Below are 12,056 nucleotides of genomic sequence, written 5' to 3' on the forward strand. Positions count from 1 at the left end.
CCTCACTGATGGAGTGACTGAATGCGGGACGACGGCACGCAGCGCACGACAGTGCTGCACAGCCAGCAGCCGGCGCCGCGGCGAGCGGACGACGACCCACTCAAGGTCGCGGTGATCTACTACTCGGCGACCGGCAGCGTGCACGCCCTCGCCCAGTCGGTGGCTGACGGAGCACGCGATTCCGGCGGCAGCGTGCGCGTCGTCCGGGTCCACGAGACCGTCCCCCGCGACATCGTCGAGCGCAACCCGCTGTGGGCCCGGCACCTCGACGCGACAGAGCGGGTGCCCCTCGCCACCCTCGCCGACGTCCGCGCCGCGGACGTGATCCTGCTCGGCACCCCGACCCGGTTCGGTCACGTCTCCTCCCAGCTGCAGGCCTTCATCGACACGTGGGGTGAGCTGTGGGGCGCCAATGCCTTCGCCGACAAGGTCTTCTCGGCGTTCACCTCGACCGCCACGAACCACGGCGGCCAGGAGACGACATTGATGTCGATCTATACGACGGTGTGCCACCTCGGCGGCGTCATCGTGCCTCCCGGCTACACCGAGCCGGGTCTGTTCGAGACCGGCAACCCGTACGGCGCCTCGTCGGTCTCGCGCAACGGGGAGCTACCGCCCACCGACGCCGACCTGCAGTCGGCGTACGTCGTGGGCCGCAGAGCCACCCAGGTCGCCGCGGACCTGCGGACCGGACGCCGGCTCCGGCAGCGGTAGCGGGTCGGCTATCGGGCGTCATCGGGTGGAGCGCGCCGGACGTCGGCAGCGTCCTACTCAGTGGCCTCGGCCAGCCCAGCCTCAGACGCAAACGACCTAGGAGTCCTCCCCGTCATGAATATCCGTCCCACGGTGGCGAGCATCGCCGTCGCCGCCCTCACCCTGCTCACCGCGTGCAGCGGTGACTCCGACGACGCCGCCTCGACGCCGCCAGCGCACTCCAGCAGCGCGTCCGGAGGGCACTCCGATGCCTCCACGGAACCAGAGGAGTCCGGGAAGTCCGAGACACCGGAGGCGTCCGAGAGCGAAACCACTTCCGCCGCGCCCACGGACGCCAACGGCCGCGAAATCCTGCCCGACACGCAGCCGTCCGGCTTCACGCCCGACGACACCGCCGCGCCGTTCAAGTACGGCTACATCGTCAACTACGTCAACCAGTACCCGGGGTGGATCGTGCTGTCTACCGAGGAGCCGGAGTACGACACAGAGCTCGGCGGCTACCGGGTCAACGTCTACTTCAACGCGTACGGCGGATCGGACATCATCGTGCGCGACGAGTTCACCATGGAGGTCGACGGGCAGGTCTACCAGGCCGAGCCGCTGCAGCCGACCGGTGAAGGCGCGACGACGGACTTCCTGGCCGACAAGACGCCGATCGGCAACCGCCCGGATGCGACCGAGAACTATGCCTTCGGCGACGTAGTGTTCAAGATGCCGCAGACGACCAGCCCGCTGCACATGCACTACGACAACAAGGACGGCGACGTGCACATCACCTGGGCACCCGACGGCCAGGGCTAGCGGCCGATAAGGAAGGTGCGGAGAGTCCGCTCGGACTCCTCGATGAGGTGCGTCTGAGCGGATTCCTCCGGTTTGTGAGCGAGATTCGGATCGCCGGGGCCGTAGTTGATCGCCGGGATCTTGAACGCGCTGAACCGGGAGACATCCGTCCAGCCGTACTTGGCGGCGACCGGCTGGTCGACGTGGCTGACGAACCGCCGCATCATCGGGTCGCTCAACGCCGGCAACGCCGCGGGCGCATTGTCGGTGATCTCCAGGTCAAAGCCGTCGAAGAAGGTCCGCATGAACGCCTCGGCGTCCTCGCTGGAGCGATGCGGGGCGTACCGGAAGTTGACCTGCACGCTGCACTCGTCGGGGATGATGTTGCCGGCGATCCCGCCCTCGATCCGGACGGCGTTGAGCCCTTCGCAGTACTCCATGCCATCGATCACGTGCGTCTGCGGCCGGTAGCCGTGCAGCCGAGTGAGGATCTCCCCCGCCTTGTGGATCGCGTTGTCGCCGAGCCAGGCACGGGCGCTGTGCGCCCGCAGTCCCTTGGTGGTGACGCGCGCCCGCATGGTGCCCTGGCAGCCGGCCTCCAGGACGCCGTTGGTGGGCTCCATGACGATCGCTAGATCGCCGTACAGCCAGTGCCGGTACTCGCGCGCGACCCGGCCGAGCCCGTTCTTGCTGGCCTCGATCTCCTCGTTGTCGTAGAAGATGAAGGTCAGGTCGTACGCCGGGTCCTCCAGCGTCGCGGCCAGCCGCAGCATCACGGCGTCCCCGGCCTTCATGTCGGACGTGCCGCAGCCGTAGATCCGGTCGCCCTCGACACGGCTGGGCAGGTTGCCCGCGACCGGGACGGTGTCGATGTGCCCGGCAAAGACGATCCGCTCCGGCCTGCCGTTCTCGGTGCGCGCCAGCACCGCGTCGCCGCAGCGCACGACCTCGAACCGGCCGGTTGCACGCAGCTCGCGCTCGATCGCGTCGGCCAGCGGCTTCTCGCCTCCGGAGACCGACTGGATGTCCACGAGGGCTCCGGTCAGCGAGACGACGTTCTGAGTGAGGTCGAGGGCGGGTGCGTTGTCGGTCACGACGACGAGCCTAGCGTCCCGGGTCGGTAGGCTGGGCGGCTGAAGACTCACCTATCCCCGGAGCCGCCACATGCCTGCCCTGACGTCCGCCGCTGCTGCCTACGGTCTCGCCACGATCGCCGCCGACGAATCCGTGCTCGACACGTGGTTCCCCGCGCCGACACTGGTCGACTCGGCCGAGACGGGGACGACGAGCCCCGAGGCCGGCGACATCCCGAAGGAGCACGCCGACCTGATCGCGCTCGCCGGAGAGGACGACGCCCGCGGCGTGAGGCAGGTAGTCGTCCACACCCAGATCGGCTCGCTCGCCGACGCTCCGGCCGACGCGTACGACGCCTACCTGCGGCTACACCTGCTCTCGGTGCGCGTCATCAAACCGCACGAGGCCAACATGGACGGCATCTTCGGCAAGCTCACCAACGTGGTGTGGACCAACCACGGCCCGTGCCAGGTGGGCGGCTTCGAAGCGGTGCGCGCGCGGCTGCGTTCCCGTGGACCGGTCACCGTCTACGGGGTCGACAAGTTCCCCCGCATGGTCGACTACGTCGTCCCTAGCGGCGTCCGGATCGCGGACGCCGACCGGGTGCGGCTCGGCGCGCACCTGGCCGAGGGCACCACCGTGATGCACGAGGGTTTCGTGAACTTCAACGCCGGCACGCTCGGCAACGCGATGGTCGAGGGCCGGATCAGCGCCGGCGTCGTCGTCGGGAACGACTCCGACATCGGCGGCGGCGCCTCGATCATGGGCACCCTGTCCGGCGGCGGCAAGGAGACCATCACGATCGGCGAGCGCTGCCTGATCGGCGCCAACGGCGGCGTCGGTATCTCGCTCGGCGACGACTGTGTCGTCGAGGCCGGCTGCTATGTCACCGCTGGCTCGAAGGTCGTCATGCCCGACGGATCGACGAAGAAGGGCTCGGAGCTGTCCGGGCAGAACGGCATCCTGTTCATCCGTAACAGCGTCACCGGCGCCATCGAAGCCAGGCCGCGCAAGAGCGACGGCGTCGTCCTCAACGAGGCGCTGCACGCCAACTAGATCGCGTTGCGACAGCCGTCCGCGGACGGATGCGGCGTCCGGTTGGGAAGTACACGCGCCCGGTTGGGAACTGCAGCCCGGCCGGCTGAGCGAGGTTAATCGCCGGCGTGTTCCGCTCCGCGGCAGCTGGGTCCGGACGAGCCCGCCAGGTCGGCTCGACTCAGGCCGCTAGCGTTTCAGGTTGGGCTCACGCTTCTCTACGAAGGCGGCAACCAGCTCGCGATGATCGTCGGTCACGCCGCACTCGAGATGGCGCTGCACCTCGTCGTGCATCGACTGCGCGAGGTCGACCGTGGGCGCGGCGACGAGGTTCGCCTTCATGCGGGAGAAGCAGCCGCGCGGTCCGTCGGCCAGGGTCTTGGCCAGCTCGAAGGCCTTGGCCTCGAGCTCGTCGACGCCGACCACCCAGTTCAGCAGGCCGAGCTCGCGCAGCTCGTCGCCGCGTACCCGGTCGTTGAACAGCAGGAGCTGACGCGCCTTCGCCGGCCCGACCAGCTGGTTCAGCAGCCAGGTCACGCCGTAGTCACCCGACAGTCCGACGCCGCCGAAGGCGGTGGCCATCACGGTCTTCGGAGTACCGACGCGGACGTCGGCGGCAAGGGCGAAGCCCAGACCGGCCCCGGCAGCGGCGCCGGGGATCGCACCGATCACTGGCTTGGCGTAGCGGTAGATCCGGCCGACCGTCTCCTCCTGGTTCGTGCGCTGGGCGTCGACGCGGGCCGGGTCGACCTCACCCGAGGGGCCACCCTCGCCGCCCTTCTCGTTGAAGCCCTTCACATCCCCGCCGGCGCAGAAGGCGCCTCCGGCGCCGGTGATGATAACGGCGCCGACCTCGTCGTCGTCCTCCCAGGCGGCCAGCAGATCGGCCAGGCCGGCCATCATGTCGTCGGTCATCGCGTTGCGGACATCGGGTCGGTTGAAGGTCAGCGTGCCGACGCCGTCCTTCACCTCGGCGAGCAGGTCGTTGGTGCCGGTCTCGGTCTTGGCCATCTGATCATCCCATCGGTACTTCGGTCGGCTAACGATTCCGCCCAGTCTGTCAGAGGACCGCGATCTGCGGGGGGTCAGGAGGTGAGGCGGGCGGCGGCCTGCTCGATGGCGTGGTCGGACGCCGTCAGCGCGACCCGCACGTGAGTGGCGCCAGCCGCGCCGTAGAACGCCCCGGGGGCGACCAGGATCCCCTTCTCGGCGAGCAGGTCGACGGTCTGCCAGCACGGCTCACCGCGGGTCGCCCAGAGGTAAAGGCCGGCCTCGCTGTGCTCGATCTGGAAACCGGCCTCCAGCAGCGCGGCCCGCAGCAGCTGACGCCGCTCGCCGTAGACCGTCCGCTGCGCGCGCACGTGTGCGTCGTCGGAGTACGCCGCGATCATCGCCTGCTGCACCGGGCGCGGCACCAGGAACCCGAGGTGCTTGCGGATCTCGGTGATCCTGGCGATCACCTGCGGGTCACCGGCGATGAACCCACCGCGCAGCCCGGCGAAGTTCGAGCGCTTGGACAGCGAGTGAACGGCCACCAGGCCGTCGAAGGATCCGTCCCGTACGTCGGGATGCAGCACCGACAGCGGCTTGGCACCCTCCCACGGCAGGTCGATGTAGCACTCGTCGCTGGCCAGCAGGACGCCGCGGTGCCGCGACTCGGCGACCATCTTGCGCAGGTGCTCGATGCCGAGCACCCGGCCGGTCGGATTGGACGGCGAGTTGATCCACGTGAGTGCCAGCCGCTGCGGACCAACGCGCGTGTACCCGTCGGAGGCGATGGACTGCGCACCGGCAAACGCCGCCGACACGGCGTACGTCGGGTAGGCCAGCTCGGGGATCATCATCGTGTCGCCGACGCCGATTCCAAGGAGGGTCGGCAGGGTTCCGATGATCTCCTTGGTGCCGATCACCGGCAGAACGTGCTCCGGAGTGAGATCGGTGATCCCGTACAGCCGCTCGCACGCCTCGACGATGCTCTCGCGGACGCCGGGCAGCCCGATGGTCGGCGGGTAGCCGGGCGAATCGGCGGCGTCGCGCACAGCCCGCTGCACCACCTTGGGGGTGGGATCGACCGGGGTGCCGACCGACAGGTCGACGATGCCGTCAGGGTGCGCGCGAGCCTTGTCGCCGTACGGCGCGAGGGTGTCCCACGGGAAGTCCGGGAGGGCGATCTCGCGCATCGCCGCGGCTACTCGGCCTGCGGCGGCAGCGCGGCCACCACGGGGTGGTCGAAGTTCTGCTTGCCGATCTTCGACGCGCCGCCCGGCGAGCCGAGGTCGTTGAAGAACTCGACGTTGACGTCGTAGTACTGCTTCCACTCCTCGGGGACGTCGTCCTCGTAGTAGATCGCCTCGACCGGACAGACCGGCTCGCAGGCGCCACAGTCGACGCACTCGTCCGGGTGGATGTAGAGCATCCGCTCGCCCTCGTAGATGCAGTCGACCGGGCACTCCTCAATGCAGGCCCGATCGAGCACGTCGACACACGGAAGCGCGATCACGTAGGTCACGATGTTCCTCTCCACGAACGGTGCAGCAATGGCCGAGGCCGGCCACCTCTCGATACTAGTCCGAGGCGCCGCCGGGTCGGGGCCCGGACACCGGGTGACCAGCGCCTCCTCTGTGGCGGAAGGAGCGTAGGTCGGTCGCAGCGAACGCGGTCCCGACGATCGCGCTCATCGCGCCTGCGGCGAGGAAGGCCAGCCCGACGGCGCTGGAGTGGCTCACTGTGGGGATCAGCAGGTCACCGCCGGAGCTGGGCGTCGACCCGACGAGGGTGATGATGATGAAGATGACGGCCGGCACGAATCGCGTCCACCGCCACCCGGTGCCGCGCAGCATCATCCGCGGCAGCATGACATTGGCGACGAGCGGTACCAATGGCGCGACCGGGATGCTCACCCCGCCGCGAGTCGTCCACGGGATCAGCAGGACGCCGAGCAATGTCACCAGGACCGTGAGGATCGTCCAGACGACGAGGTTTGCCCATCGGGTGATGGTCTCGTCATCGTTCTCGGCAGGCGCCACGGAGGTCGGTGGGCCGCTCGGCGCCGGGCCGTCCTGATGCGTCTGATCCACGCCCGTCAGCGTAGGCGATCACCCCGCGCCGCTGATGCCGCGCCCGGGGCCGCGCGCCGGTCGGCTCGCGGCACCCGAACCCGATCTCGGGGATGCTGCGTGAGATGCGGATCGACGCGCGCAGGATCACCAAGCAGATCTCGGCAGGACGACGGGCCGAGGCCGGGTAGGGCGGCTATCGGGCTCGCATTGTCCCGTCGGTCAGGAAGCGCTGGTGCCAGGAGAGCGCCTCGCCCAGCAGGTGCGGGGTGTGGCCACCATGACTCTCGCGCTGGGCCCGCTCGAAGTAGTCGGTGAGCTGCGGCCGGTAGTCGGGGTGGGCGCACTTCTCGATCACCTTGCGGGCGCGTTGCTTCGGGGACAGCCCCCGAAGATCGGCCACGCCCTGCTCGGTGACGACGACATCGACGTCGTGCTCGGTGTGGTCGACGTGCGATGCCATGGGGACGATCGCCGAGATCGCGCCGTCCTTCGCTACCGAGGGGCTGACGAAGATCGACAGGTAGCCGTTGCGGGCAAAGTCGCCGGATCCACCGATCCCGTTCTGGATGCGGCTGCCCATGACGTGGGTCGAGTTGACGTTGCCGTAGATGTCGGCCTCGATGAACCCGTTCATGCCGATGACGCCGAGACGACGGATCACCTCGGGGTGGTTGCTGATCTCCTGCGGACGCAGCACCACCTTGTCGCGGTACTTTGCGGCGTCGTCGGTGAAGCGCTGCACGGCCTGCTCGCTCAGCGACAGCGCGGTCGCGGAGACGCTCACCAGCTTGCCGGAGTCGATCAGGTCGAGCATGCCGTCCTGGATGACCTCCGTGTATGAGGTCAGGCCCTCGAACGGGCCGGTTGCGAGGTCGGCGAGCACCGCGTTGGCGACGTTGCCGACGCCGGACTGCAGGGGCAGCAGGTTCGCCGGGACCCGGCCGGCGGCGACCTCGGCCTCGAACAGCTCGATGACATGGCCGGCGATGCGCTGGGAGATCTCGTCCGGCGCCTTGAACGGGCTGTTGCGGTCGGGCGCGTCGGTCTCGACGACCGCGATCACCTTCTCCGGCGGGCAGATCAGGTGCGGGACGCCGATCCGGTCCCCTGGATCGATGATCATCACCGGCTTGCGGTGCGGCGGGAGCGCCGTCCCGTAGTAGACGTCGTGCATCCCGCGCAGCTGCTCGGACTGCCAGGAGTTGACCTCGAGGATCACCTTGTCGGCCAGGTCGAGCCAGGTCTTGTTGTTGCCGATGGAGGTGCCGGGGATCAGATGCCCCTCCTCGGTGATGCCAGCGACCTCGATCAGCGCGACGTCGAGCCGGCCGAAGAAGCCCTGCCAGACCTGCTGGGCCACATGCGAAAGGTGGATGTCCAGGTACTCCATCCGCCCGGCGTTGATCTTCGCCCGGCTGACCGGGTCAGACTGGTAGGGCAGGCGCAGCTCGACGCCGTCCACCTCAGCCAGCGCGCCGTCGAGCTCGTGGGCGGTCGAGGCACCGGTCCACACGCCGACCTGCATCGGCTCCCCGTTCTGAGCCCTGTCCATGATGCGGCGGGCCAGGGCCCGCGGAACCGCCTTGGGATAGGCAGATCCGGTGAACCCACTCATCCCGATGTTGTCACCGGGACTGATCAGGGCGGCGGCCTCGTCGGCGGAGCAGACCTTCTCAGCCAGCTTCTTGTGTCCGATTCGTCCGCGCACGATTCGCCTCACTCCTCCCCTCGGTTCGGCCGCGTCCGCGGCCATCCACGAACCCTACCGAGAGCTCGGCTACAGTCGGCCGGTCGCGCGACGCGCGGCCTCCCGCTTGCGCTCCGAGGAGTTCAGCGTGACCTTGCGGACCCGGATGGCATCGGGAGTGACCTCGACGCACTCGTCGAACGAGCAGAACTCCAGCGCCTGCTCGAGGGAGAGGACCCGCGGCGGGACCAGCTTCTGCAGCTCCTCCGCGGTCGACTGGCGGATGTTCGTGAGCTTCTTCTCGCGGGTGATGTTGACGTCCATCTCGTCCTGGCGGGAATTCTCGCCGACCACCATGCCCTCGTAGACGTTGGCACCGGGCTCGATGAGCATGGTGCCGCGCTCCTGCAGCGAGAACATCGCGTACGCCGTCGCGACGCCGGTGCGGTCGGCGACCATCGACCCGTTCTGCCGGCCACGGATCTCGCCGGCCCACTCGTCATACCCGTGCGAGATCGCGTTCATGACGGCGGTGCCGCGGGTCTCAGTGAGGAAGTCGGTGCGGATGCCGATCAGGCCGCGAGAGGGCACGATCCACTCCATTCGCGCCCAGCCGGTGCCGTGGCTGGTGAGGGTCTCCATGCGGCCCTTGCGCACGCTCAGCAGCTGGGTCAGGGCACCGATGAACTCCTCCGGCGTGTCGATGGTGACGTGCTCGTACGGCTCGTGGATCTTGCCGTCGATCTCGCGGGTGACGACCTCCGGGCGGCCGACGGTCAGCTCGAATCCCTCGCGTCGGAGGGTCTCGACCAGCACCGCGAGCGCCAGCTCGCCGCGGCCCTGGACCTCCCAGGCGTCGGGGCGCTCGGTCGGCAGCACGCGGATGGACACATTGCCGACCAGCTCCTGATCCAACCGGTTCTTGACCAGCCGGGCGGTGAGCTTCGAGCCGCTCTTGCCCGCCAGCGGCGAGGTGTTGACGCCGATCGTCATCGAGATCGACGGCTCGTCGACGGTGATGCCCTCCAGCGGACGGGGATCGTCGACGTCAGCGAGCGTGTCGCCGATCATGACGTCCTGGATCCCGGCCACCGCGATGAGATCACCGGGCCCGGCCTGCTCGGCGGGCTTGCGCTCGAGTCCCTCGGTGACGAGCAGCTCGGCGATCTTCGCGCGCTGCTGGCTTCCGTCCGGGCGGCACCACGTGACCTGCTGACCGGACCTCATGGTGCCGTTGTGGATGCGGCACAGCGCCAGGCGACCGAGATAGGGCGAGGCATCGAGGTTGGTGACGTGGGCCTGCAGCGGCATGCCGGCGTCGTAGGTGGGCGCCGGGATGGTCTCGAGCAGGACGTCGATCAGCGGGCCGAGGTCGTCGTTGTCCGGGCTGGTGCCGTTCTCGGGACGGTTCAGCGAGGCCTTGCCCGCCTTCGCCTGCGCGTAGACGATCGGGAAGTCCAGGTCTGCCTCGTCGGCCACGCCGAGATCATCGTAGAGGTCCATGAACAACCCGTAGGCCTCGTCGACGACCTCTTCGATCCGCGCGTCTGGGCGGTCGACCTTGTTGATGACGAGTACGACGGGCAAGCCGGCCTGCAGCGCCTTGCGCAGCACGAACCGGGTCTGCGGCAACGGTCCCTCGGAGGCGTCGACCAGCAACAGGACGCCGTCCACCATCGACAGGCCGCGCTCGACCTCGCCGCCGAAGTCGGCGTGCCCGGGCGTGTCGACGATGTTGATCGTCAGGGGTTTTCCGTCACGGACGATCTGCACGGCGGTGTTCTTCGCGAGAATGGTGATGCCCTTCTCGCGCTCGAGGTCCATGGAGTCCATGACTCTCGTCGCCGACTCGGCCTGGCCCTCGTGGCGTTCGCCAAGCGCCCCGGCCTGCTGCAGCATCGCATCGACCAGGGTGGTCTTGCCGTGGTCGACGTGGGCGACGATCGCGACGTTGCGCAAGTCCTCGCGCACGGACATGGTGCTGCTCATGTAGCTCCTCGAGGTGGTGGCGTCGTCGCTGCGGATCGGTGGGCAACCCCTCAAGGGTAGTGGCGCCCGGTCCTCCGGCGTGGCCCAGTGTGGTCAACGTCCTGCCGCCGGGCGCAGGTGTAAAGGGGGTGTTCAGTAGGGAGGTCAACAGCCACCGAGAACTGGCCTGCCGGCCTCTGGTCGGGAATTGTGGAGAGCTACTCGTCCGTTGATCCAATTACGAGCGCTTCCCGACGAAGCGCTGCACCTCCCGAAGGGATGAAATACATGACCGAGAGCATCAACCCGAACACCACCCCTGACCCCACCCAGAAGGCTGCTGAGACCGCGGCCACGACCCCCAGCACGCCGCCCGCCGAGCCGGGGACCACGACCTCCGGCACCGCCGGAACCACGACCTCCGCTGCCGGTGGACCCCACGCCGGTGGTCCGGTTCCGGGGACCGAGAAGGCGGTCGACGAGATCAAGGTCAAGGCCGAGGAGCTGTTCGAGCTGATCAAGAAGAACGCCGGCCCGCTGTTCAGCGACCTGAAGGCGAAGGTCGAGCCGCTGATCGCCGACCTGAAGGAGAAGGCGCCGCAGTACCTCGACCAGGCGAAGCAGAAGGCTCAGCCACTGATCGACGATGTGTCCGCCAAGCTCGACGAGGTCCGCAACAAGAACGCAGAGCCGGCCGGCGCCGGGGCGGACGACGTCCAGACCGCCACCCAGACCGTGACCGACCCGGGCGTGTCGACGCCGGGTGAGACCTCGGCCGCCAGCAGCGGTGGTACCACCAGCTCGGTGACCGATGCGCACCAGCCGGGCACCTCGGTCGACGGGACCCCCGGCACTCCCGGAACCCCCGGTCAGAGCCCGAAGATCTAGCCGGTACTCACCTAAACCCAAGGGCGCTCACCACGCGGTGAGCGCCCTTGGCGTGTCGAGAGGCTCAGAACAGCCACGGTCAGCAGCAGCGTCCCGGCCCGGGCCGTCAGGATGGGGAAAATGCGGGCGATCGGCGTGGAAGGACGGGCGATGCAGGCTCCTTCGTGATCCGGCTCACTCTGTCAGGTGACCTAAATTTCCGGGTGAAGACCAGTCGCCGTCAAGCGTGCTCCCGACACTCCCCCGAGAACACCCGAGCGATCACCTCGTCGACCGCGGCGTGCGCGTCCCGTGGCGCACCCGCCCGCGATCCCAGCTCCGCGGCGCCCACTACGACCGCCAGCAGCTCGAGCGCCGCACGCTCGGGGTTCACGCCGGGCGGAACCTCGCCGCAGACCAACCCGTTCCGGATGACGGCGGTCAGTCGGGCGACACTGCGCGCATCGTTCGCGGCGGCCACCTTTCGCAGCTCGGCGTCCCGCACGGCGAGGCCGGCGAACTCCTGCCGGACCGCACACTCCCGCCGACGACGAGCATCGAGCGGCAGCAGCAGCGCGAGCGCCGCCTGCGCCATGACGCGAATCGGCCGTGCGGTCCGCTCCCCGTCCTGAACGAGGTCCGCGATTCGGTCGTCAGTGCGCCGGAGAACCTCGACGTACGCGGCGGTGATGAGCTCGCGCTTGGTTGGAAAGTAGTGCTGAACCAAACCGACGGACACGCCCGCCTGGCTGGCCACGCGAGCCACCGTGACAGACGAGATCCCCTCGGTGGTAGCGATCCGCAGCGCTGCGTCCACCATTTGCCGACGACGTTGCTGATGATCTGCGGTGCGCGCCATGGCGAAACCATAT

At 68.7% G+C, this 12,056-nt stretch carries 12 protein-coding genes; 4 read left to right on the plus strand and 8 right to left on the minus strand.

Annotation, left to right across the window (positions count from 1 at the left end):
* The first annotated feature begins 21 nt into the window (after positions 1 to 21).
* Together wrbA and DAA40_RS04555 are read left to right on the plus strand one after the other, a co-directional pair.
* The gene (gene wrbA / locus DAA40_RS04550; protein ID WP_106848483.1) at positions 22 to 714 is read left to right on the plus strand and encodes an NAD(P)H:quinone oxidoreductase; all 693 of its coding nucleotides are present in this window, start codon (positions 22 to 24) and stop codon (positions 712 to 714) included.
* Between the two features lie 114 nt (positions 715 to 828).
* A complete protein-coding gene (locus DAA40_RS04555) occupies positions 829 to 1,515 on the plus strand; it encodes a hypothetical protein (RefSeq protein WP_106848484.1) in 687 nt (228 codons plus the stop codon).
* Here DAA40_RS04555 and dapE read toward each other — a convergent pair.
* Positions 1,512 to 2,588: a succinyl-diaminopimelate desuccinylase gene (gene dapE / locus DAA40_RS04560; protein WP_106848485.1), complete on the minus strand. Its 1,077-nt coding sequence runs from the start codon at positions 2,586 to 2,588 to the stop codon at positions 1,512 to 1,514. The genes DAA40_RS04555 and dapE overlap by 4 nt on opposite strands.
* A gap of 70 nt (positions 2,589 to 2,658) precedes the next feature.
* Between dapE and dapD the strand changes: the two genes are divergently transcribed.
* Positions 2,659 to 3,624 (plus strand): 2,3,4,5-tetrahydropyridine-2,6-dicarboxylate N-succinyltransferase, encoded by a 966-nt coding sequence (gene dapD / locus DAA40_RS04565; protein WP_106848486.1) that lies wholly within the window; start codon positions 2,659 to 2,661, stop codon positions 3,622 to 3,624.
* Positions 3,625 to 3,792: 168 nt separating this feature from the next.
* Here dapD and DAA40_RS04570 read toward each other — a convergent pair whose 3' ends face one another.
* From DAA40_RS04570 to typA, 6 genes are all read right to left on the minus strand, one after another.
* Positions 3,793 to 4,614: an enoyl-CoA hydratase-related protein gene (locus tag DAA40_RS04570; RefSeq protein WP_106848487.1), complete on the minus strand. Its 822-nt coding sequence runs from the start codon at positions 4,612 to 4,614 to the stop codon at positions 3,793 to 3,795.
* Between the two features lie 74 nt (positions 4,615 to 4,688).
* Complete coding sequence (gene dapC / locus DAA40_RS04575; protein WP_106848488.1) at positions 4,689 to 5,783, minus strand: succinyldiaminopimelate transaminase; 1,095 nt, start codon at positions 5,781 to 5,783, stop codon at positions 4,689 to 4,691.
* A gap of 8 nt (positions 5,784 to 5,791) precedes the next feature.
* Entirely contained in the window at positions 5,792 to 6,112 is a 321-nt protein-coding gene (fdxA, locus tag DAA40_RS04580; RefSeq protein ID WP_106849262.1) for a ferredoxin, read from the minus strand.
* Positions 6,113 to 6,167: 55 nt separating this feature from the next.
* Positions 6,168 to 6,680: a hypothetical protein gene (locus DAA40_RS04585; RefSeq protein WP_106848489.1), complete on the minus strand. Its 513-nt coding sequence runs from the start codon at positions 6,678 to 6,680 to the stop codon at positions 6,168 to 6,170.
* 175 nt (positions 6,681 to 6,855) lie between these two features.
* Positions 6,856 to 8,370, minus strand: coding sequence for an acetyl-CoA hydrolase/transferase family protein (locus DAA40_RS04590; protein ID WP_199849508.1), 1,515 nt, complete (start codon positions 8,368 to 8,370; stop codon positions 6,856 to 6,858).
* 69 nt (positions 8,371 to 8,439) lie between these two features.
* Positions 8,440 to 10,326, minus strand: a complete 1,887-nt coding sequence (typA, locus tag DAA40_RS04595) for a translational GTPase TypA (protein ID WP_106849263.1) — start codon at positions 10,324 to 10,326, stop codon at positions 8,440 to 8,442.
* 279 nt (positions 10,327 to 10,605) lie between these two features.
* On the opposite strand from typA, the gene DAA40_RS04600 reads away from it, so the two are divergent.
* A complete protein-coding gene (locus DAA40_RS04600; RefSeq protein ID WP_106848491.1) occupies positions 10,606 to 11,205 on the plus strand; it encodes a hypothetical protein in 600 nt (199 codons plus the stop codon).
* A 220-nt stretch (positions 11,206 to 11,425) separates the two neighbouring features.
* Here the strand turns inward: DAA40_RS04600 and DAA40_RS04605 are convergent, their stop codons facing one another.
* Positions 11,426 to 12,043 carry a TetR/AcrR family transcriptional regulator gene (locus DAA40_RS04605; RefSeq protein ID WP_106848492.1) on the minus strand — a complete coding sequence of 206 codons (618 nt, stop codon included), beginning with the start codon at positions 12,041 to 12,043 and terminating at the stop codon, positions 11,426 to 11,428.
* Positions 12,044 to 12,056: the final 13 nt, after the last annotated feature.

The organism is Blastococcus sp. Marseille-P5729, assembly GCF_900292035.1.
Lineage (GTDB): Bacteria > Actinomycetota > Actinomycetes > Mycobacteriales > Antricoccaceae > Cumulibacter.

Bases quoted from the DNA above. Each gene is read 5' to 3' on its own strand.
- wrbA (WP_106848483.1), top strand. From the start codon at position 22: ATGCGGGACGACGGCACGCAGCGCACGACAGTGCTGCACAGCCAGCAG.
- DAA40_RS04555 (WP_106848484.1), top strand. From the start codon at position 829: ATGAATATCCGTCCCACGGTGGCGAGCATCGCCGTCGCCGCCCTCACC.
- dapD (WP_106848486.1), top strand. From the start codon at position 2,659: ATGCCTGCCCTGACGTCCGCCGCTGCTGCCTACGGTCTCGCCACGATC.
- DAA40_RS04570 (WP_106848487.1), bottom strand. From the start codon at position 4,614: ATGGCCAAGACCGAGACCGGCACCAACGACCTGCTCGCCGAGGTGAAG.
- dapC (WP_106848488.1), bottom strand. From the start codon at position 5,783: ATGCGCGAGATCGCCCTCCCGGACTTCCCGTGGGACACCCTCGCGCCG.
- typA (WP_106849263.1), bottom strand. From the start codon at position 10,326: ATGTCCGTGCGCGAGGACTTGCGCAACGTCGCGATCGTCGCCCACGTC.
- DAA40_RS04600 (WP_106848491.1), top strand. From the start codon at position 10,606: ATGACCGAGAGCATCAACCCGAACACCACCCCTGACCCCACCCAGAAG.
- DAA40_RS04605 (WP_106848492.1), bottom strand. From the start codon at position 12,043: ATGGCGCGCACCGCAGATCATCAGCAACGTCGTCGGCAAATGGTGGAC.